Source organism: Hymenobacter daecheongensis DSM 21074, from assembly GCF_900141805.1.
In the GTDB taxonomy this organism is placed as follows: Bacteria; Bacteroidota; Bacteroidia; order Cytophagales; family Hymenobacteraceae; genus Hymenobacter; species Hymenobacter daecheongensis.
Genome location: NZ_FQYN01000003.1, coordinates 161,937 through 182,083, shown reverse-complemented (window position 1 = coordinate 182,083; position 20,147 = coordinate 161,937). Strand labels below are relative to the sequence as shown.

The 20,147-nt window shown below is 63.5% G+C and carries 18 protein-coding genes; 8 read left to right on the top strand and 10 right to left on the bottom strand.

The window, feature by feature from the left end:
- The first annotated feature begins 178 nt into the window (after positions 1–178).
- The 3 genes from BUB62_RS06465 (at position 179) to BUB62_RS06455 (ending at position 3,902) form a co-directional block, all read left to right on the top strand.
- Entirely contained in the window at positions 179–2,062 is a 1,884-nt protein-coding gene (locus BUB62_RS06465) for a CHRD domain-containing protein (RefSeq protein ID WP_084538874.1), read from the top strand.
- A gap of 221 nt (positions 2,063–2,283) precedes the next feature.
- Positions 2,284–2,781 (top strand): cupin domain-containing protein, encoded by a 498-nt coding sequence (locus BUB62_RS06460; RefSeq protein WP_073107690.1) that lies wholly within the window; start codon positions 2,284–2,286, stop codon positions 2,779–2,781.
- A 65-nt stretch (positions 2,782–2,846) separates the two neighbouring features.
- Entirely contained in the window at positions 2,847–3,902 is a 1,056-nt protein-coding gene (locus BUB62_RS06455; RefSeq protein ID WP_073107688.1) for an aldose epimerase family protein, read from the top strand.
- A gap of 12 nt (positions 3,903–3,914) precedes the next feature.
- Here the strand turns inward: BUB62_RS06455 and BUB62_RS06450 are convergent, their stop codons facing one another.
- Entirely contained in the window at positions 3,915–4,301 is a 387-nt protein-coding gene (locus BUB62_RS06450) for a hypothetical protein (protein WP_073107685.1), read from the bottom strand.
- Between the two features lie 128 nt (positions 4,302–4,429).
- On the opposite strand from BUB62_RS06450, the gene BUB62_RS06445 reads away from it, so the two are divergent.
- Positions 4,430–5,158: a class I SAM-dependent methyltransferase gene (locus BUB62_RS06445; protein ID WP_073107684.1), complete on the top strand. Its 729-nt coding sequence runs from the start codon at positions 4,430–4,432 to the stop codon at positions 5,156–5,158.
- A gap of 130 nt (positions 5,159–5,288) precedes the next feature.
- Positions 5,289–5,726 (top strand): acyl-CoA thioesterase, encoded by a 438-nt coding sequence (locus BUB62_RS06440; protein ID WP_073107681.1) that lies wholly within the window; start codon positions 5,289–5,291, stop codon positions 5,724–5,726.
- Between the two features lie 92 nt (positions 5,727–5,818).
- On the opposite strand, the gene BUB62_RS06435 is transcribed toward BUB62_RS06440, so the two are convergent.
- Positions 5,819–6,355, bottom strand: coding sequence for a DinB family protein (locus tag BUB62_RS06435; RefSeq protein ID WP_073107680.1), 537 nt, complete (start codon positions 6,353–6,355; stop codon positions 5,819–5,821).
- Positions 6,356–6,585: 230 nt separating this feature from the next.
- On the opposite strand from BUB62_RS06435, the gene BUB62_RS06430 reads away from it, so the two are divergent.
- The gene (locus BUB62_RS06430) at positions 6,586–7,935 is read left to right on the top strand and encodes a hypothetical protein (protein ID WP_143164056.1); all 1,350 of its coding nucleotides are present in this window, start codon (positions 6,586–6,588) and stop codon (positions 7,933–7,935) included.
- A gap of 78 nt (positions 7,936–8,013) precedes the next feature.
- On the opposite strand, the gene BUB62_RS06425 is transcribed toward BUB62_RS06430, so the two are convergent.
- Entirely contained in the window at positions 8,014–8,997 is a 984-nt protein-coding gene (locus tag BUB62_RS06425; RefSeq protein ID WP_073108512.1) for a pyruvate dehydrogenase complex E1 component subunit beta, read from the bottom strand.
- Positions 8,998–9,273: 276 nt separating this feature from the next.
- Complete coding sequence (locus BUB62_RS06420) at positions 9,274–11,082, bottom strand: tetratricopeptide repeat protein (RefSeq protein ID WP_073107676.1); 1,809 nt, start codon at positions 11,080–11,082, stop codon at positions 9,274–9,276.
- A gap of 160 nt (positions 11,083–11,242) precedes the next feature.
- Here BUB62_RS06420 and BUB62_RS06415 point away from each other — a divergent pair, with 160 nt between their 5' ends.
- Positions 11,243–11,461 carry a PspC domain-containing protein gene (locus BUB62_RS06415; RefSeq protein ID WP_073107675.1) on the top strand — a complete coding sequence of 73 codons (219 nt, stop codon included), beginning with the start codon at positions 11,243–11,245 and terminating at the stop codon, positions 11,459–11,461.
- A 67-nt stretch (positions 11,462–11,528) separates the two neighbouring features.
- Here the strand turns inward: BUB62_RS06415 and BUB62_RS06410 are convergent, their stop codons facing one another.
- From BUB62_RS06410 to BUB62_RS06395, 4 genes are all read right to left on the bottom strand, one after another.
- Positions 11,529–11,963: a hypothetical protein gene (locus BUB62_RS06410; protein ID WP_073107674.1), complete on the bottom strand. Its 435-nt coding sequence runs from the start codon at positions 11,961–11,963 to the stop codon at positions 11,529–11,531.
- Between the two features lie 199 nt (positions 11,964–12,162).
- Positions 12,163–13,254 carry a glycosyltransferase family 2 protein gene (locus BUB62_RS06405; protein WP_317041377.1) on the bottom strand — a complete coding sequence of 364 codons (1,092 nt, stop codon included), beginning with the start codon at positions 13,252–13,254 and terminating at the stop codon, positions 12,163–12,165.
- Between the two features lie 66 nt (positions 13,255–13,320).
- Positions 13,321–13,656 carry a YbaB/EbfC family nucleoid-associated protein gene (locus BUB62_RS06400; protein WP_073107671.1) on the bottom strand — a complete coding sequence of 112 codons (336 nt, stop codon included), beginning with the start codon at positions 13,654–13,656 and terminating at the stop codon, positions 13,321–13,323.
- Positions 13,657–13,824: 168 nt separating this feature from the next.
- Positions 13,825–15,474: a hypothetical protein gene (locus BUB62_RS06395; RefSeq protein WP_143164055.1), complete on the bottom strand. Its 1,650-nt coding sequence runs from the start codon at positions 15,472–15,474 to the stop codon at positions 13,825–13,827.
- 46 nt (positions 15,475–15,520) lie between these two features.
- Here BUB62_RS06395 and BUB62_RS18940 point away from each other — a divergent pair, with 46 nt between their 5' ends.
- Entirely contained in the window at positions 15,521–16,069 is a 549-nt protein-coding gene (locus BUB62_RS18940) for a hypothetical protein (RefSeq protein ID WP_143164054.1), read from the top strand.
- On the opposite strand, the gene BUB62_RS06390 is transcribed toward BUB62_RS18940, so the two are convergent.
- Positions 15,991–17,967: a T9SS type B sorting domain-containing protein gene (locus BUB62_RS06390; protein WP_073107669.1), complete on the bottom strand. Its 1,977-nt coding sequence runs from the start codon at positions 17,965–17,967 to the stop codon at positions 15,991–15,993. The genes BUB62_RS18940 and BUB62_RS06390 overlap by 79 nt on opposite strands.
- A gap of 21 nt (positions 17,968–17,988) precedes the next feature.
- Positions 17,989–19,488 carry a histidine ammonia-lyase gene (hutH, locus tag BUB62_RS06385; protein WP_073107667.1) on the bottom strand — a complete coding sequence of 500 codons (1,500 nt, stop codon included), beginning with the start codon at positions 19,486–19,488 and terminating at the stop codon, positions 17,989–17,991.
- Positions 19,489–20,147: the final 659 nt, after the last annotated feature.

Sequence of the window (20,147 nt, the reverse complement as noted above, 5' to 3'; positions counted from 1 at the left end):
AGGTACGCCCGGCCGGTAGTTCCGGCCAAACGGTGCCGACCCGCCACTCCTGCACCGAAGCTCTGCTGTAGTTACTCAGCTCATTGAGGCAAGGCAACCAATGGGTTACTGCTCTCGAATAGCCAGTTACGTACCGTTGCAAACTGTTCTTTTTTTAATCCACTAAACCCCTGCACTCATGCGCCGACATCTTACGCTCTTGCTCACCGGCTTGCTGCTGCTGGCCACCGGATTCGTACGGGCCGACCATTTGCGGCCCCACCTGCTGCTTTCGGCCCGGCTCGATGGAGCCCAGGAAGTGCCCGCCGTGACCACGCCCGGCCAGGGCGTGGCCAGCTTCACACTCAATGCCACCCGCGACACGCTCTTCATCAACGCCACCTTTAGCGGCCTGAGCGGCCCCATCACCAACGCCCATACCCACCTGGGCCGGCGCGGCGTGTCGGGCGGAGTAGTGACGAGCCTGCTGAGTATGGTGCAGGGCAACCGGCTGCAGGGCTTCCTGACCGGCACCGACCTGGACAATCAGAAGCTGCGGCGCTACCTGCGCGGCGACTACTACATCAACATTCATACGGCCGCCAACCCCGGCGGCGAAATCCGGGGCCAGATTGAGGTCGAAACCGACTATATGTATGCCGCCGTGCTGTCGGGGGCGCAGGAAGTGCCGCCCGTGACTACGCCCGCGCTGGGCGTGGGCAGCTTCGTGCTCTCGCAGGATAAGACCAAAATGAACTTCCGGGCTGTGTTCGACCGGCTCAGCGGGCCCGCTACCAATGCCCACTTTCACACCGGAGCGCCCGGCGTGTCGGGTCCTGTTATTCTGCCGTTGTTCACTTATGTGGTGGGCAACACCATGGAGGGCGTAGTAGACATTACACCGGCTATCCTGACGGCGCTGGAAGCCGGCAATATCTACATTAACGTGCATACAGCCGCCAACCTGGGTGGCGAAATCCGGGGGCAGCTGGTGAGCCGGGCCCGCGTAGTGGCCCACGACGCCCGCTTCGACGGAACGCAGATGGTGCCGCCCATCACCACTACGGCCAAGGCCGTGGCCACGGCCGAGCTGAACCCGGCCCTGGATACGCTACGCTTCAATCTGTCGTTTGCCGGCCTGAGCGGCCCGCCGGCCAACCTGGACCTGTATGTGGCCGATGCCGGGCAAACCAACGTGGGGGCCACGCGCATAGGCCGGGTGCCGCTGGCCGGGCTTACCAACAATGCTTTTTCCGTCACGTTTCCCAACCTGAACGTGGCCACGGCCAACGCGCTGCTGTCGGGGCGGGTGAATATGGTGCTGACCACGGCCGCCAACCCCGAGGGCGAAATCCGGGGGCAGGTATACCGGGTGGCCCGCGAAGGCTACACGTTTACCCTGAGCGGCTCGCAGGAGCGGCCCACGCCGGTGGCCTCGCCGGGCACTGGCTCGGGCGTGGTTTCCATTGACCGCGACCAGAGCAACGTGCACTTCATGCTGGCCTGGACGGGGCTCACGGGGCCTGCCCAGTCCGGCCACTTCCACACCGGGCTCAGCACGCAGGCCGGGCCGGTCGTATTCGATCTGGGTCAGTACTTCGATAATACCGCCGCACCGGCCTCGGCGCAGGGCTTCTGGCAGGCCACCGGCAACCCCGCGCCCAATGCCGCGCGGCCCTTCACGCTGCGCCGCTCCATCCAGTTTCGCCGCGACAGTATGTATGTAAACCTGCATACCGCGCAGTTTCTTGGCGGCGAAATCAGGGGGCAGGTGTTCCGTGGGGCCCGCAATCTGCGCGTCGTGCTCAGCGCCCAGCCCGCCGCCCTAGCCGCCGAAACCTTCACGAGTTACCCCAACCCGTTCCGCACCGGCATCACCATCCGGTTTGAGGCCCGCACCACCGGCCCGGCTACCGTGCAGGTAGCCGATCTGCTGGGGCGCACCGTGGCCACGCAAGCCATCCAGATTCGCGCCGGAGCCAACGCGCACGAGCTGGCGCTGCCTCAGGTGAAGGCCGGCGTATACCTGGTGACGGTGGAAGCCGCCGGCTCCAAAATCGTGAGCCGCATTATGAAAGAGTAACCGACCGATAAAATAATTTTGCTTAGCCTGGTTTACTCACTCTATCTGGCACAGACATTGCTGATGCTTCGCCTGAAAGAATAGTTTTTTAGGTGTTTTGGTTGTGGAAAAGGGGACGTCGTATCGGCGTCCTTTTTTTATTGTGCCATTTAGTGGGCTATTTCAGCTATTCCCGATTACTTGCAGACTTCAAGTAAGCACAGCTAGCGGGCATAGAAACTATGGAAACCCAGAAACAGACATTATTCAAGGAGGTGGCCGGCCGGCTCCAGGCGCAGGGGTTCGGCATCGACCGGCAGGATCTGGCGCGGCCGTGGGGCGGTTTTTTCGTGCTCCGGGAAGAGCAGGCCCAGCAATTCGCGGATACGTATTTCGATGGCCTACCCGTGGAGCAGCTCCGGATAGCGGGCAAGCTTAGCCCCAAAGTGCTGGTGGTGGCCCCGCAGCAGCGCCTTTCCTGGCAATACCACCATCGGCGGGCCGAAATCTGGCAGGTGGTGCAGGGGCCCGTGGGCGTGGCTACCAGCCCCACCGATGCCGAAGGTGAAGTGAAATCGTATGCGGCCGGGGAGCGGATTGTGCTGCGCCAGGGCGAGCGGCACCGGCTGGTGGGCCTGGCAGGCTGGGGCGTGGTGGCCGAAATCTGGCAGCACACCGACGCGGCCCAGCCTTCGGATGAGGACGACATCGTGCGCGTGCAGGACGACTTCGGGCGCTAGGCTCCGCAGGCCGCATCTTTCTCTATTCGCCACCAACCCGGCGGCTGCCTCTCCAAATCAGTACTATGTCATCATCTCCTGCTACTCCGTTTAATGCGAAGAATGATAGTGCTGATGCACAGATGTATATACTCGAAAACGGCCGCGGAATGCGGGCCGCTATCAGCAGCTACGGCGGCACGCTCACCAGCCTGCTGGTGCCCGACAGGGCTGGTCGGCCGGGCGAGGTAGTGCTGGGGTTTGATGGCATAGCCGGCTACCAAAGTCCGGAGTTTCTGAAGTCAAACCCGTATTTCGGGGCCCTGATCGGGCGCTACGGCAACCGCATTGCGAGCGGGCGGTTTTCGCTGGCTGGCAAAACCTATTGCCTGGCTGCCAACAACGGGCCCAACCACCTGCACGGCGGCCTCCGCGGTTTCGACAAAGTGGTGTGGCAGGCTGAGTCCGGCGCATCGGCTGCCGGACCAATGCTGACGCTCAGCTATATAAGTGTAGATGGCGAAGAAGGCTACCCCGGCAACCTGAACGTAAAGGTGATTTATACTCTCACTACCAACGCGCTGCGCATTGCCTACACCGCCACCACCGACCAGCCCACGCCGCTGAATCTCACCAACCACGCCTATTTCAACCTCAACCACGGCCACAGCGCCGATATCCTGGGCCACGAGCTGCTGCTGGCCGCCGACCGCTACACGGTAGTCGATGCCAGCCAGATTCCGACCGGCGAGCTGCGGCCGGTGGCGGGCACGCCCTTCGATTTCACGACGCCGCACACCATCGGCGAACGGCTGGGGGCGGTGCCCGGCGGCTACGACCACAACTGGGTACTGAACCACGCGGAGGCGCAGACCGTGGCGGCCACCGTGTATGAGCCGCTTTCGGGCCGCTTAATGGAGGTGCTCACCGACCAGCCCGGCCTGCAGTTCTACACCGGCAATTATCTTGATGGCACGCTCACCGGCAAAGGCGGCGTGGTATACGGCCGGCACGCCGGGTTCTGCCTCGAAACCCAGCATTTCCCTGACTCGCCCAACCAACCAACATTTCCCAATACGATTTTGCGGCCTGGCGAAACCTACCAGACTACTACCGAATACCGCTTCGGCGTGCGCGAATAAGGCCGGCGTAGCTTAGTGCACGATGCGCAGCTCATACCCGGAGTCGGGCTGGCCGGCCGCCGCGAAAGCGCCCACGCGGCTGGGACCATAGCCCAGGTTCACTTTCACAAATTCGTCGCGCACGGGCAGCAGGGCAATAATTTCGCGGCGCAGCTCGGCCAGGTCGTCGTGCATGTTCTGGATGCGCTGCTCCACTTCGTCGGCGTGCTGATGGAAGCTGCCGGTGGCGGGGCGCTGCTCAAACTGCCGGGCCGCGGCCTCCTCGGCGGCTTCGGTGGTGGGCAGCGAGCGGGCCTCCACCGTGGCCTTGCGCAGGTCTTCTTCGGCCTCTAAGTAGGCTTTTACTTTCTCTTCGAGCGGAAGCAGCTTGGGGTCCAGATAGTCGAGGTTGCTGGCCATAATCGGGGGAAAAGTGGTATGCCCCAAACAACGCAGACCGGGGTGGGAAAGATGCGTTGGGCGTCAAAAAGCTGCCCGTAGCCTTGTTTCGGCCGGCCGTCAACTCAGAACTCCCGTATCTTCGTGCTATGTCCCGAACTCCTGCTCCCGACCCGGTCGGCCATGCGCTGATGGCCTTTTTGCGCGGCAACAAAGCGGCTTCCCTGCTGGTGCACAGCAACGTATCGGAAGACGAAGCGCTGCCGGCCAGCTACTTTTTTCGCACCCTCTGGGAAATGCCCGAGCTGGAGCGCACGGCCCTGGAAGAATGCCGCGGCCGCATTCTGGATGCCGGGGCCGGAGCCGGCTGCCACAGCCTGGAACTGCTCAGCCGGGGCTTCCAGGTGAAGGCCATCGATGCCTCGCCCGGCGCGGTGCAGGTGCTGCAGGAGCGCGGCGTGCGCCACGCTGCCTGCCACAACCTCTTCGACGCGCCCGCCGAAGGCGAGCATTTCGACACTATTCTGATGCTCATGAACGGCCTGGGCTTGGTGGGCACGCTCGACGGGCTGGAAAAATTTCTAGTTCATGCCCGCGCCCTGCTGGCTCCCGGCGGCCAGATTCTGGCCACCTCCTCTGATGTGAGCTACCTCTACGAGGACGAGGAAGGCGCGCTGATGCTGAATCTGAACGGCCCGTACTACGGCGAAGTGGAATATTCGATGACCTACGGCGACGAAACCGGCCCCGCGTTCAGCTGGCTCTTCGCCGATGCCGGCATCGTGCAGGACTACGCCGAAGCCGCCGGCTACGAAGTAGAATTTTTGGGCGAAGACGAACAGCAGCAATTCCTGGTCCGGCTTACTTTGAGGAGCTAGGAGCTAGGAGTTAGGGGGTAGGAGCGGTTGTAGCGCTGCGCTTTCATTCTTCCTACTCACGGCTACTTCAAATCTCTTCTCACCTTTCTTCAACTCCTAGCTTCTAGCTCCCAACTCCTAGCTCCTTCCAATGCAGTACGCCAAAACCTACACCGTGCGCTGGGCCGATATGGACCCAAACGGGCACATGCGCCACTCCGCCTACACCGACTATGCCGCCCAGGTGCGCCTGGAATATCTGGCCGAGCATGGCTTCACCCTGCCGCGCTTCGCGGAGCTGGCCATGGGCCCGATTCTGTTCCGCGAAGACACCCGCTTTCTGAAGGAAGTCGGTATCAGCGAGGCTATCCGGGTGACGGCGGAAGCGGCCGGCCTGAGTCCCGACGGCTCCCGCTGGCGCATCGTCCATACGCTCTACAAAGCCGATGGCCGCGTGGCCGCCACCATCACCGTCGATGGTGCCTGGCTCGACCTGCGCCGCCGCAAACTCATGGTGCCTCCCGCCGAAATAGTAGAAGCCATGCGCCAAATGCCCCAGCACGAGACGTATGCTGAAATAGTGAAATAGTGAGATAGTGAAATGGTGAGTTTGCTGTTCGACTTGCGCAAGTGGCGCAGTTGGCGCAAGTCGAACAGCAAACTCACTATTTCACCATTTCACTATCTCACCACTTTCTGGATGCGTTCCAGCTGTTTTTGGTGGTGCAGCACGTGGTCGACCATGAAGTCCAGGGTCTGGTAGATGTTGAGCATCCCGGAGCGGGGGTGCTTGAAGATCATGCGGTCGAGCAGCTTGGAGGGAAACTCGTTCAGGGTGCGCTCCAGCTGGCGGCGCGTGCGGGCCCATTCGGTTTGCAGCTCCGCGAGCGGTGGCGCGGTTTCGGGCGTCAGCGCGGCCAGATACTTGGGCGCTTTGAAGCGCAGAAACGGCAGCCGCAACGCCAGGCGCAGCAGCCGGGATTTCAGAAAAGTAAGCAGCCCGGTTTTGCCCAGCCCTTCTTCCTGCTGCACTTTCTTCTCAATGTACTGCCCGATGCCGGTTTCGGCCACCAGCAGGTGCTGCACCACCTGCGCCGCCGACCACTGGCCGGGGGCCGGAACCTGATGCGTATTGGGCCCCAGTGCCTGGGCCATGGCGAGCAAGCGGGTAGTGGCCTGTTCGAGTTGCTCGAAGCGCAGGTGCAAACGGTGGTTCATAGTGCCGAAACGGACAGGAGGAATGAAGTAGCTTTGGGCAAAAGGTACGTAAAATCTGGTCTGCCGGCCCTGGCAAAAGCTAAGCCAGCCTATCTTACTCTTGGTCGAAATCATTGCCACGCTCATCTCTTGTGATGACCCGGCGTATCTCTGTTCCCGCTATTTTGACGCCGCTATCTACTCGCTTTCGCCGCGCTGGTCATCTTGGGTCCTGGCTTCCGGTGGGGCTGGTGTTTCTGCTCTACCTGCTCTATCTGCCCTTTTCGGGCTATTCAGAGCTGGTATTTGATGCCGGAAAGTACTGGACGCTCACTGAGCGTTTCTTCCGTTATAGCCGCTTCCAGCTCCTGGCCTACGACGACAGCCTGCGCGGCTACCTGCTGGCCCTGCTGAACCTGCCGGCCAAAGCCCTGGTACACTTCACCGGCGTTGCCCCACTAGTTTTCACCAGAGTGATGGGAGCGGCCAACGCGGCGCTGCTCTTTGGCTGGGCCGGTCCGGCGCTGTGGCGGGCGCTTTTCCCGGCCGCCGCGCTTTCCAAGGCCAGCCGGGCAGCCTTCGTGGCCCTGGGCTTTCTATTCTGGCGCGACTATTTCAACTTCCCGCTCTCCGATTTTCCGGCGGTACTGGCGATGGCAACCAGCCTGTGGCTAATCGTGCGTAGGAAGGCATTCGGGCCTCTGCTGCTGGCCGGCGCGCTACTGGCGGCGGCCGTGAACATACGGCCGGTATACCTGGTAGCCGCGCCGCTGGTGATGGTGCTGACCATCACACAGGCCGCCGCCACTTGGTCGGCCCGCTGGCGTGGGGTGGCGGCGCTAGCACTGGGCTTCACCTGCCTCAGCGCTCCGCAATTGCTAATAAATGCCCGTCACTACCAGCGCCCAACCCCGCTGGTGCTGGCCCGCGACGCGCGTTTTCCGGCCGCCAATCTGTACCTGTCGCAGCTGGGCTGGGGCGTGGTGGTGCAGAAATACGAAACCACTCTGGACGCCGCCTTTCCGGCCCCGCGGATGCTCTACGTCGATCCGGCCGGGCAGCGGCTGCTGCGCCAGCAGGCCCTGCGGCACTTCCCGGATTACGCCACCTATCTGCGGGCGCTGGCCCGGCAGCCGCTAGAGTTTGCGGCGCTCTACGGCCGCCACCTGTTCAATGGGCTCGATGTGCAGTATGCCAGTCCGTATATCCGGCAGGTGGGCGGGCGGCAGGCGGGACTGGCGCTGCTGCATTATTCCGTCTGGTTTGGGGCACTGCTGGCGCTGGCGCACTGGCGGCGGCCCATCCGCTGGCCGCACTTGCTGGTGGCGGGGGCGCTGCTGGCGCCGGCGCTGGTCACGCTGCCCATGGCCATCGAATGCCGGTTTTTGCTGCCGCTGCACCTGCTGCTCTACGCTGCTTTCTGCTTCGGGGCGCTGCCTAATTATGACGCTGTCCGGGCTTGGTCGGGGTGGAAGCGGGGGCTGGTAGCGGCTGCCTACGGGTTGTTTTTGCTGATTTGCGTCACCCTTTCGGCCCAAACCCGAAACTACCTGACGGCTGATCTGAGCGTGCTACGGCCGTTGGGAAGTGCGGCGCGTTAAGCCTGCTATTCAACACAAAAATGCCCCGACCAAAGCTGGCCGGGGCATTTTTTATTTCAGCCGGGCCGAAAGCAGCGCTTACGCCTTCTGATACATCACTTCCTTCACCGCCTTCACCGTGCGCTCCACGTTCGGCAGCGAGGCTTCGATGAGCGTGGGGGCGTAGGGCAGCGGCACGTCCATGCAGGTGATGCGCAATACGGGGGCGTCGAGGTAGTCGAAGGCGCGGCGCTGCACCATGTAGGCCAGCTCCGAGCTGATGCTGGCCAGCGGCCAGGCTTCCTCTACCACCACCATGCGGTTGGTTTTCTTCACCGATTCAATCAGCGTGTCGTAGTCAATCGGGCGCACCGAGCGCAGGTCGATAACCTCGGCTTCGATGCCTTCCTTGGCCAGCTCGTCGGCGGCGGAAAGGGCTATTTTCATCATTTTGCCGAAGCTCACGATGGTCACGCTCTTACCGGGTCGCACCACGTTGGCCTTGCCAATGGGAATGAGGTATTCCTCTTCCGGCACCTCGCCCTTGTCGCCATACATCAGCTCCGACTCCATGAAAATCACCGGATCCGGGTCGCGGATGGCGCTTTTCAGCAGGCCTTTGGCATCGTAGGGCGTGCTGGGAACCACCACTTTCAGGCCGGGGCAGTTGGCGTACCAGTTCTCGAAGTTCTGCGAGTGCTGGCTGCTGAGCATGCCCGCGTTGCCGGTAGGGCCGCGAAACACGATGGGGCAGGAGTACTGCCCGCCCGACATGGAATAAATCTTGGCGGCCGAGTTAATCACCTGGTCAATAGCGACCAGCGAGAAGTTAAAGGTCATGAACTCGATGACCGGAATCAGGCCGTTGACTGCCGCGCCCACGCCGATGCCGGCAAAGCCCAGCTCGGCAATGGGCGTATCAATCACGCGCTCGGGGCCAAACTCGTCGAGCATTCCCTGGCTCACTTTGTAGGCGCCGTTGTATTCGGCTACTTCTTCGCCCATCAGAAACACGCGCGGGTCGCGGCGCATTTCTTCAGATAAGGCTTCACGCAGGGCTTCCCGGAATTGGATGGTCCGCATACTCATTATGGATTGACAGAAAGTCGAAAGGTCAAAGCAGAAAAAGCCGGTACGAAACCGGCGGGTAAAGCTACGACGAGAAGCCGGGACGGGCAAATGTGTACCCGCCTGTCATTGCGAGGACGAAGGACGAAGCAATCCGTCCTCTGAAATGTAAATAGCTCTGTTAACCCAGAAAGCCCTGACGTATCCATTACATCAAGGCTTTGTGCTGAAACAATGTTCAGCTCATTGGCCAGGACGGATTGCTTCGTCCTTCGTCCTCGCAATGACAGTTCAACGCAGCACCTCCAGAAACATCTTGCTGCCCGCATAATCCCGAAACTCCAGGTCCTCCACGGCGCGCTGGGCGAAGGCGCGGTCGAGCTGGATGGCGCGGCGCAGGTTCGGGCCGAGTTGGGCTTCGTCTTTGGCGCGGGCGGCCACTACGGCCAGGCTGTAGTAGGCCCGCGCATCGTTGGGCTTGAGGGCCAGCGCCTCCTGATAAATGCCGGCGGCCCCGTCGTAATTGCCTTTCAGCAGGTAGATCAGGGCCTTATTCATCGTGTTCTGGTAGCTTTTGCTGCTGTAGCCCAGGCTGCTCACGGCATCGTCGAGCTGGCCGATTTCGATTTCCAGCGCGGCTTTATCGGCGAAAACCTTGTCGAGCACCGGGCGGGGGCCGCCGAGTTTGATGGCGTAGTCGTAGTTCTGCAAGGCTTCGAGCTTGTCGTCGGCGCGGTGGTAGGCGGTGGCCACGCGGTAGAACATGTCGGCGGTGGGGTTGCGGTGGGCGGCCAGGGTGAAGTTGGTAGCGGCGCGGCGCAGGTAGGCGCGGCGCACTTTGTCGCTCACTTCTTTCTCGGAGCGCAGCAGCAGCACCACGGCCAGGTTGTGGTAGGCCTGCCAGCTGCCGGTGGTGGCCACCGCGGTTTCGTAGATGCGCTGCTTTTCGGCCAGCAGCGGCGTGAGCGTGGCCGAATAGCGCAGCTCCTCGGCCGTGAGGGCGTCGGCCTCGGTTTCCTTCTCCACAATCTTTTTGGAGAGCAGATAAATCTCCGAATCGTAGCGCTTGGGCGCGGTGTACTCCACGGCCACCGTGCCGAAGCGCAGCACGGGGTAGATATACTGCTCGAGGTAATCGAAGAAGGAGAGCCGGTGCAGGCTTTTTTCCTTGCGGGCAAACGAGCCCGGCGAGTCGTTAATAAGCAGAATCACGGAGTCGATCTGCGCCGGTTTCAGCGCCGACTGCTGCACCTTGTTCAGAAATAAATCCCAGCGGCGGTGGTAGGCCAGGGTCTGAAACTCGATGTCGCGCAGTGAGTTGAGGTACGAATACGTATCGACGCGCTTCCGGTAGTACTTCAGCAGGGCCTGCACGCGCTTGTCGGCTAGGCGCGGGTCACGGGTATCGAGCGAGTCGGGCGAGTGGCCGGCCACAATCATCACCTTGCGGGTGCGCTGGTTGGCATCAATGAAGTCTTCCAGCGCCGCCACGTTGGTGCCCAGGTAGTTGCGGATGGCCGCCTGCCCGGCATCGAAGAAGAAGGGCAGCACGCGGGTGCCGCTCATGTTGTTGTCCACGGTTTCGGGCAGCAGCGCGAGGGCCGTATCCTGGCGCACCACCATGCGGGCCGTGGTCACGATGCCGCGCGCCAGCCGGATTTCGGTTCCTTTCAGCCGCTTGCCGTTGGGCTTCAGCACGCGGGCATCGGGCCGGGCCAGCAGCTCGCCGGGGTTTTTGCGCGGGGTGTAGGGAAAGGAAAACTGCTTGGTAATCAACAGCTGGTCCTTGTTTTCTGGGTCGTATACATACTCGCCCGACACGAAGGTGAGGCGGCCCAGCGTGTCTTCGCGTAGGCCATTGTCGTAGCGGTAGCGCAGGTCGAGGTTGTAGGCTTTTCCTTTTTGCAGCACCTTGGCCGGCACGCGGGCTTGCACCTCAAACAGCACGTTTTCGCCGTTATTTTCCAGCACCCCGGGCTTCACCGTAATTTGCTGACCAGCTTGCGCAACCTTTAGCATCCGGGGCAGCGTACAACCGGGCAGCGCACCCGCGGCGGCCAGCAGCAAAATGGACGGAAGCAGGCGCGGCAGGTAGTTCATAAGCAACAGGTGAGGGCGGGAAAAGCTGTCCATCAAACGCAAAAACTACCGCCAAGGGTCAGAAATTGTGGCCGAAGAGAAATGTTGTGGTTGCCTTCCGCCGTTTTTCTCGTTATTTTGGACTGCGTAAGCGTTGTTAACTGATTATAAGTGAGGAGAAATGAGACGAGTAACTGACTTCATCGAAAAGCAGAGCTTCGGGGTCTGCACCGCATTGGGGAACCGCCTCGGCTTTTCCAGCAGCAGCATGCGGCTCTCCTTCGTGTACGCTTCGTTTTTCACGTTCGGCTCGCCCATCGTGCTCTACTTTGCCCTAGCCTTCTGGATGAACGTGCGCCGCGCCCTGCGCCAGCAGCGTAGTACGGTGTGGGACTTGTGAGTTGGGAGTCCTCTGGGAAAAAGGAAAGTACATCACGGTAACCACCGTTTTAGTGAACCAACTCCGGTTATTGAGTAGGACGTAGTCGCCACCAATCCCGGATGCTGCGCAATAGGGCCACAAAGCACAAGAGGTGTAGGGCGGCAAACACCCAGACGGGCAACTGCCGCTTCAGGGATGGCACGACCACCACGTCGGAATTGGAAGCGGCGTAAACCACATCCAGGGCAGTATGGGTGCGCAAACGCCGGGCTTGTTCGGGGGACAACTCGTGTCGAAACGTGAGGGTTTGGTCTGCCAGTGAGTCGTAGAACTCGTAGTCAATTGCCCAGTCGGTCACCTTAAGGATGCGGGCGGGCGTGTGGACTGGCTCTATAAACAGCCGGTAGTCGTTCTGGAACCACCAAGCCAACAGCAGCGTGCCCAGCAGCAGCACCATGATTTTTTGCAGCTCTTCCCACCGAAGCTGGCGTCGGACCGACTCATCAAAGAGGTTAATCATAGTTCAAAGAACGACTCATTGCAAACCGGTTATTAAATCGGTTGGAGTTCAAAAAACTCGTTTAGCTAACAAAGTACAGAAAACCATATTCGGGGATGATTTTCGTGGGCTGTGACACGGCCACCAAATGGTGAAATTCCTTCATAGCAGTAGTGTGGTGGAGCTTAACATACTGTACTTTCCATCTTCTGGGAGGCTCCTAATCAGTGAGTTTTTCGCTGGCGGCCGTGTTGGCTTGGTCAGCGGGAAAATCGTGGGAGCTGAGTTGGGAGAAGGCCCGGATTTCCTTTGCGAAATACGCCCATACAAGGCTACCATCATACACGCCCGGCCGCTGCCGCGTGAGCAGCTTGTGCGGGGCCGCGCGGCGGCGCTGCCGCCAGTAGCTGAGCTTGCGCAGAAAGTCGCGGTGGGCCCGGGCTATGGCTTTGGCATCGGCGGTATTGCCCTGGCTGAGAAAGCGCAGGGCCGCTACCCAGTCCAGCGCCACGCGCGTGGCCATGATGCCCCACAGCTCTTGCGAATGCACGTTTTTGTAGACCAGCGCCAGGCCGTTGCGGAAGTTGAGATAGGTTTTGCGCGGGTTCGACTTGTGCAGCGTGCCGCCGCCCACATGATACACGGTGCTGCCGCCGTGGTACCACACTTCCCGGCCCGCGTTCCAGAGCCGCCAGCAGAGGTCAATTTCTTCCATGTGGGCAAAAAACGCCGTTTCCAGTCCGCCCAGCGCGTGCCAGGCTTCGGCCCGCACTAGCATGCAGGCCCCCGTGGCCCAGGCCACCGGCCGCGCGTCGTCGTACTGGCCCAGATCTTTTTCGAGGGTGTCGAACAGGCGGCCGCGGCAGAAGGGGTAGCCCAGGCGGTCGAGGTAGCCGCCGCCGGCCCCGGCGTACTCGAACATGGTTGGGTCGGCGTGGGCGCGGATTTTGGGCTGGCAGGCAGCCACGGCGGGGCGCTCCTCCAGTAGCTGGCGCAAGGGCCGCAGCCAGCCCGGCGTCACGGCCACATCGGAGTTGAGCAGCATATAATACTTGGCCTCAAGCTGCCGCAGGGCCTGGTTGTAGCCTTCGCAGAAGCCCAGATTCTCGGTGTGCCGCAGCACTTCAACCGTGGGAAACTCCTGGGCCAGCACCTGCACCGACTCATCGGTGGAGGCATTATCGGCCACGATGATGCGGGCGCCGTCGGAGCAGGCCAGCACAGCGGGCAGAAACTGCCGCAGCAGGGCCGCGCCGTTCCAGTTCAGGATGACGACGGCTACATCCGTCAGGGGGTAATTAGCAGGCAGCAATGAGTAATTGTTCGTTTTGTGAGCAGCGGGCGCGCAGCCCTGCCAGGCAGGCAGGGGGTAGCTGAATCAGAGGCCAAAGCTGCCGAGGTCGAGGCCGGGGAGGTTGGGCAGCAGGCCGGCGGTTTTGCTTTTCAGCTCCTCTTTGGCCTTTTCGCCGGCTTCTTCCATCACTTTGTTCACGGCGGCCACCACCAGGTCGGCCAGCATGTCGCGGTCCTGGGGCGTGAGCAGCGACTCGTCGATTTCGAGCTTGAGCAGGCGGCGCTGGCCGTTAGCAGTGGCCTTCACCAGCCCGCCCCCCGACTCGGCCGTGGCCGTAATGTGCTGCAGCTCATCTTGGGCCAGCTTCATCTTCTCCTGAAGCTCCTTAACCTTACCCATCATGCCCATCATGTCAAACATAGGTTCCGAATCTTGATTTCCAGCGAGCTGGAAGGGTTTTAAAAAGAAAATCGTGCGGGGGCGGCGGCCGGATGGCCCGGCCGCCGCCCGTTGCCGGGGCAATTTACGGAAAGCGCCCGCAGAAGGCCGGCCTGCCGCTGCCGGGCTGCCTGCCGCCGCGACCAGTGCTTACCGCGGGGCCGCGGCCGGCCCCACCGGCCGGGCAGCCGGCGCGGTCCGCTCAAACACCGACAGAATCCGGACCCCGCCTGCGCGGATGGTGTGCACTTCGTGGCCCATGCTGTCGAGGTAGGACTGGGGGTGCCAACGGTAGCCGGTGATGAAGTAGCGGGCCCGGGCACTGGGCTCGTAGCGAATCCGGGCGCGCTGCTCAGGAGGCAGGATCAGGGAGTTGTTGTAGAGCGGATAGTGCCAGGGCACCTGAATGGTGAGGTGGGGGGCAGCATCGTGGGCCAGCAGCCACTCCAGGCCCTGCCGGTAGGCCAGGCCCCAGTAGTCGCGCTCGAAGAGGCGCTCGGCGGTGGCGGCGGGCAGAAAGCTGAAATAGACCTGCTGAAACGGGTGCATCCGCGCCATGCGCAGAGCCGTGACGGGCAGCTCCAGCAGCGCCGCGGCCATGGCCGCGCCCGCCACCCAACGGGCCGGGTGCGCGCCGCGTGCCACGCCCACCAGCCCGCGCAGCCCGCCCACGGCAAACAGCAGTAAGGCCGGATACACGAAATACAGGTGCCGCCAGCCATCATACACCACCGTATGCCGCACCACAATCAGCAGCAGCGGCCCCAGCAGCCATAGCGCGAACCAGGCATCGAGCCGGCCGGCCAGGGTGCGCAGCCGGCCGGCGGGCCACCCGGCCAAGGTGCGGCCCAGGCCCAGCAGCGCCAGCGCGGTGTAGGCCACGGGCGTGGTAATCAGCAGCCAGACCGGAATATAGTGCCAGGGAAGCTGCGTGGCCGGCACCAATCGGCCCCAGTAGAGCACCGTGAACGGCCACGGGTAGCTGCCCAATCGGTGCAGGGCCTGCCACAGCTCGGCCGGGGGCGTGGCCCACAGGTAGGGCCAGCCCGCCACCGTGCCGGCCAGCGTCAGAGCCACGTAGGCGGCGCTGAGCAGCAGCCGGCGCCGCCCCGGATAAGCGGGGGAGGGCAGAGCCAGCAGCGCCACCAGCGTGGGCAACACCACCAGCAGGCCCTGCACCCGGATGTCGGTGGCCAGGGCCGTGAGCAGGGCGTGCCCCGCTACCCGGCCCAGCGTGGGGCGTTGGCGCAGCCAGAGCAGCCCAGCCACCGCCAGCGTAAACAGCGCCATAAACACCACGTCTTTGCCATTGTAGAATGCTTCGGCGAAAAAACGGGGCGAATGCACCAGCAGCAGGCTGCACAGCAGGCCCCAGCGCCAGTTCTGGAAGCGTTGCCAACCGATGTAGCCCAGCGCCCCGCAGCCCAGCGCGAAGGTGAAAAAGACCAGCAGATGCCGCAGAAAATAAACCTGGCGCGAGTCGCCATCGGTGAGCAGGTAGCCAAGCAGGGCCGCAGCCATTTCGAACACCGGGCCGTGGTCGGCGTCGGGGAAGGCCCGTAAGTCGGTGATGGGGGAGTGGCTGGTGGCCAGCCGGCGGGCCAGGTCGGGGGCCAGCTGCTGGGCGGCGTAGTTGAGGCTGACCAGCCCGTTGCGGTGGTTGTTCTCCTCATCCCACGACATGCCGTAGTCGCGGTGCAGCAGCACGCCCAGGGCCAGCAGCAGCCCAAAGCCCAGCCCGGCCAGCATGGAGGGCCGGAGCAGCAGGCGGACAAAGCGGGGCGGGAGCAATCTGGACAACAGGCAGGCGAAAGACAAGCGGGCACCGGGGCCGAACAGCCGGCCTTTGGCCCCAAAGATAGAGAAGCCCACCGGCCCGGAAGCGGCGAAAGGCCCCGGCACGGGCCAGCGGGCCATTTTGCCCAAGACTAACGCCGTTTCGGACGTGTCTAACGCCGCGTCGGGAAAGGCCAACGCGCCGTTGGGTACGTCCAAAACGGTCTTCCTCTTGACCACCGGCGCGTTGGACGCATCCAACTTGATTTCGGACACGTCCAAAACCGTTTCCCTCTCGTCCAAAATCATTTCGGACGCATCCAAAATCATTTCGGACGCATCCAAAATCATTTCGGACGTATCCAAAATCATTTCGGATACGTCCAACACGATTTCGGACGCATCCAAAACCGTTTCCCTCTCGTCCAAAATCGTGTTGGTCTCGTCCGAAGCGCCGTTGGTCAAGACCAACGCCACGCTGCCCGTCACCCATGCGGAGGCAGCGGACGGGAAAGTAGCACGGGTGGCAGCCGACGGCGCTTACCGCACTATCGTGATGGTGCCGTGCTGCACGATGCGCAGGCCGGTTTCGTCGGTAGCCTCGAAGCGCCACACGTAGGCGCCGGGCACGGGCTGCTCGTTGCCGATGCGGCCGTTCCAGGTCTGGGTGCGGTCGGCGGCGCGGAACACCTCCTGGCCGTTGCGGTCGACCACCGAGAAGCGGAACGTGGTGAGGAAGCGGCCCTTCAATTCCAGCACGTCGTTCAGGCCGTCGCCGTTGGGGCTGAAGGCAGTGGGCAGAAACAGCTTGAGCTGCCGGGCCACGGTGGCCGTGTTGGAGTAGCTCACCGGCTGACCGGGGGCGCGGGCCGCCACGCGGTAGCGCAGCACCTGCCGGTCGGCGGCGGGCTGCAGATCCAGGAAGTCGAGGGCCGCGAGGGCGGCGCTCACGGCCCGCCAGGTGCCGTCGGCGAGCTGGGCCTCCACGGTGTAGCGCACGGCGGCGGCGGGGGCCGGGCTGCCCAGGGCCGTCCAGGCCAGCTGGGCGCGGGTGCCTTCCGGGTCGGCGGCTTTAGCCGTCAGAAACACCGGGCAGAAGGCCGGGCTGGCCGCCGACTGGTTGCCGCAGGCATCGGCGAAGCGCACCGTGTAGCACACCGGGCCGGTGGGCGCGGTCAGGGTCGAGTCGCGGGTGGTGCGGCGGGCGGTGGTGGCTATAGTAAGGGTGTTGTCGCGCTGGTAGATAAGCTGGCCGCCGGTGGGCAGGCCCGGCACGCTGGCGGTCAGCTCGGGCTGGTTGCGGGCATTGAAGCTGACAAACAGGGCCGGCACCGGCTGGGTGCGCAGGGCCGAGGTCAGCACCACCGCCTCGCTGGTGGCCACGCCGGCCGTGGGGCCGCTGCCCGTGGTGGCCTCCAGGCGGTAGCGGTAGCTCACCCCGCAGACAATGCCCACCGAATCGACGTAGGGCGACGTGGCACCCGGCAGCACCACGCCGTCGCGGCGCAGCACGTAGCTGGTCGCGCCGTTTGGGGGCCAGCTCAGCAGGTTGCGGCCGTTGGCCGACGTGCCGGTGAGCAGCACCGAGCACAGGGTGGCGGAAGGGACACTAAGCAGGCTGGGCGAGCAGGCATCGGTGAGCAGCAGGCGGTAGCAGCCGTTGGCGGCGGCGGGCACCGGCAGGGTCAGGGTAGTCTGGCCGGGACTCAGCCGAACGTCGGGCGCGGGGGCATCGGTCTGCTGCAGGGTGTAGGTATACTCCGGTTGCAGGGGGCCGAACTGCAGCACGAAGCTGGGGCCCTGCCGGTCGAGGCGCTGGATGGCGGGCGTGAGGGGCGCAGGCTTGGGGGTGAAGGACTGCGCGGTGGGCTCGGAGGCGCAGCTGCCGGTATAGGCCCCCGTGACGGTGACGCTGGTGACGCCGGCCGCGGCCGGATAGGAGCGGGGGGCGGCCCCGCGGGGCACGTTATCCGTGAGCGTGCCCACCTGCACCTGGTAAGTGTTGTAGCTGTCTTTGGCGTAGTCGATGCTGACCTGCACTACACCCGGCGAGCAGGCCAGCAGCGCAAACGTGGGCCGGGGCCGGGCCAGCACCTCGAAGGTGCGGCTGTAGATGATGCCGCTGGCCGGGTTGGTCAGGTTGGGCGTGTTCTGGGTGATGACCACCGGGCCGGCCGTGGCGGGCGTGTAGAAGGTGGTGGTATCGGTGCCGGCGGCGCAGGTGATGGCCGGCCCCGTGAGGTAGTAGATGCGGGACGGCGGAATGATTTGGGGCGACGTGAGCTGGTCGCTGACATCCTTGAGCCGGTAGCGGTTGCCCACGCACAGCGCTGTCACTTCCTGCCGGGTGGCCGCGTCGTACACGCGGAACTCGCGGGTGCCGTTGGCATTCACGAAGCAGCCCTGCCCGCGGCCGGGCGTGAGGGCGGCCAGCAGCAGGGCCGGGAGCAGCAGCAGTTTGGGGTTCAGCATGTTCACGAGGCTCATAACGTGCTCCGGGGGCGTTTGCGTTTTCAACCAGCTAAAAATAACCGGCCCCTACGCCCACTCATAAGTGCGCACGAAGGCGGCGGCGGCGTGCAGATCGGGGTAGAGCACCCGGTCGCGGCTCACGAACGCGACCTTCTCGCGGAAGGCCGCTACCACCTGCTCCAGGGCCGGCGAGGTGCGGGCCGGGCGGCGGAAAGCCAAGGCCTGGGCCGCGTTCAGCAGCTCGATGCCCAGAATCTGCTCCACGTTCTCCACCACGCGGCGGGCCTTGGTGGCCGCGTTGGCCCCCATGCTCACGTGGTCTTCCTGCCCGTTGCTGCTCACAATGCTGTCTACGGAGGCCGGGGTGCAGAGCTGCTTGTTCTGACTCACGATACCGGCGGCCGTGTACTGCGGAATCATCAGGCCCGAGTTCAGGCCCGGCTCGGCCACCAGAAACGGCGGCAGCCCGCGCTGCCCGCTGATGAGCTGGTAGGTGCGGCGCTCCGAGATGCTGCCCAGCTCGGCCACGGCCACGGCCAGAAAGTCGAGGGCCAGGGCCAGGGGCTGGCCGTGGAAGTTGCCGCCGCTCAGAATTAGATCATCCGCCGGGAAGATGTTGGGGTTGTCGGTCACGCTGTTGCACTCCGTTTCGAGGGTGCGGGCCACGTAGGCCAGCGCATCGCGCGAGGCGCCGTGCACCTGGGGCTGGCAGCGAAACGAGTAGGGGTCCTGCACGGCGGTTTTGGGCTGGCGCTGCAATTCGCTGTCGGCCAGCAGCCCCCGGATGCGGGCCGCCACCAGCTGCTGCCCGGCGTGGGGCCGGATGGCGTGCAAACGGGCATCAAACGGCTCGGGCCGCCCGTCGAAAGCTTCCAACGACAGCGCCCCGATGGTATCGGCGGCGTTGGCCAGGCGCTCGGCCCGCAGCTGGCAATGCACGCCGTAGGCCAGCATAAACTGGGTGCCGTTGAGCAGCGCCAAGCCTTCCTTGGCCTCCAGCGCCAGCGGCGCCCAGCTAAACAAGCTTAGCACATCAGCGGCCTGCAGGCGGTAGCCCTGGTAGTTCACCTCGCCCAGCCCCAGCAGCGGCAAACACAGGTGCGCCAGCGGGGCCAGGTCGCCGCTGGCCCCCAAAGAGCCCTGCTGGTACACCACGGGGTAAATGTCGCGGTTGTAGAAGTCGAGCAGGCGCTGCACGGTGGCCACCTGCACGCCGCTGTGGCCGTAGCTCAGGCTCTGGGCCTTCAGCAGCAGCAGCAGGCGCACCAGCTCCGGCGGCACTTCCTCGCCCGTGCCGCAGGCGTGCGACATCATCAAGTTCACCTGCAATTGCTGCCGCTCCTCGGGCGCGATGCTGCTGCCGCACAGCGCCCCGAAGCCGGTATTGATGCCATACACCGGCGCATCCGAGCGTTCGAGCCGGTCGTGCAGGTACTGGTGGCAGTCCTGAATGCGCTGCCGGGCCTCGTCGCTGAGCTTGACGGTGGCTTTGTCGGCCAGCAATTGGCGCAGGGTGGGCAGGTCGAGGTGGGTGGTGGGGCTGAGGTAGAAGGTGGAATCGGGCATGAACAGGTGGGAAGGGGCGGTGGGTGACCCGAAAGTTCCTCAATTCTTTTCAAACGGGCTATCGGCCCGGGCCCGGACCGCGCCGCCACAGTCGCTCGGCTGTGCCGAGTGACGTCTACGCCGGAGCGGCTCTGCCGCGAGCGTCCCGCGCCGGTTGGGTCGTTGAGGAGGCGCGCAGCAATTCGCAGTACAGCTGCTCAGAGCATAAGGGTCACTCGGCACAGCCGAGCGACTAGATACCTCCAGCAAGGATACTGACACGTTTCTATCCTGTTGCAAAACGTGTCAGTTCACAAGAATACTGACACGTTTTGCAACAGGATAGAAACGTGTCAGTATCCTTACGGACTAACACATTTTTGGCCGACATGAAAATGTGTTAGTATCAGCCGCTCCGACCGGTGGGCGGGCATAGGCTGCGGCGCGCAAGGGCAGTTGGGTAAGGCGTGAGCCACTCCGGCACGGTTCCAGCCCGGCCCGACCCGGCCGAACGACGGCGCGAATCCCTGCAAATACATAGCAAGCACCATCATGAACTCCGGCAGCCCCAGCGGGGCGGTATATCGGTAGCCGAAGAATCACAAAGCAACGCCAAGGCCCCAGCGGGGCGGCACCAATCGTTGAACGAGGGTGTCGCCCCGCTGGGGCTTTCCTAATCT

What these genes read in the sequence shown, in the direction of transcription:
- BUB62_RS06465 (WP_084538874.1), top strand. Translation starts at nt 179, where the DNA reads ATGCGCCGACATCTTACGCTCTTGCTCACCGGCTTGCTGCTGCTGGCC.
- BUB62_RS06460 (WP_073107690.1), top strand. Translation starts at nt 2,284, where the DNA reads ATGGAAACCCAGAAACAGACATTATTCAAGGAGGTGGCCGGCCGGCTC.
- BUB62_RS06455 (WP_073107688.1), top strand. Translation starts at nt 2,847, where the DNA reads ATGTCATCATCTCCTGCTACTCCGTTTAATGCGAAGAATGATAGTGCT.
- BUB62_RS06450 (WP_073107685.1), bottom strand. Translation starts at nt 4,301, where the DNA reads ATGGCCAGCAACCTCGACTATCTGGACCCCAAGCTGCTTCCGCTCGAA.
- BUB62_RS06445 (WP_073107684.1), top strand. Translation starts at nt 4,430, where the DNA reads ATGTCCCGAACTCCTGCTCCCGACCCGGTCGGCCATGCGCTGATGGCC.
- BUB62_RS06440 (WP_073107681.1), top strand. Translation starts at nt 5,289, where the DNA reads ATGCAGTACGCCAAAACCTACACCGTGCGCTGGGCCGATATGGACCCA.
- BUB62_RS06435 (WP_073107680.1), bottom strand. Translation starts at nt 6,355, where the DNA reads ATGAACCACCGTTTGCACCTGCGCTTCGAGCAACTCGAACAGGCCACT.
- BUB62_RS06425 (WP_073108512.1), bottom strand. Translation starts at nt 8,997, where the DNA reads ATGCGGACCATCCAATTCCGGGAAGCCCTGCGTGAAGCCTTATCTGAA.
- BUB62_RS06420 (WP_073107676.1), bottom strand. Translation starts at nt 11,082, where the DNA reads ATGAACTACCTGCCGCGCCTGCTTCCGTCCATTTTGCTGCTGGCCGCC.
- BUB62_RS06415 (WP_073107675.1), top strand. Translation starts at nt 11,243, where the DNA reads ATGAGACGAGTAACTGACTTCATCGAAAAGCAGAGCTTCGGGGTCTGC.
- BUB62_RS06410 (WP_073107674.1), bottom strand. Translation starts at nt 11,963, where the DNA reads ATGATTAACCTCTTTGATGAGTCGGTCCGACGCCAGCTTCGGTGGGAA.
- BUB62_RS06400 (WP_073107671.1), bottom strand. Translation starts at nt 13,656, where the DNA reads ATGTTTGACATGATGGGCATGATGGGTAAGGTTAAGGAGCTTCAGGAG.
- hutH (WP_073107667.1), bottom strand. Translation starts at nt 19,488, where the DNA reads ATGCCCGATTCCACCTTCTACCTCAGCCCCACCACCCACCTCGACCTG.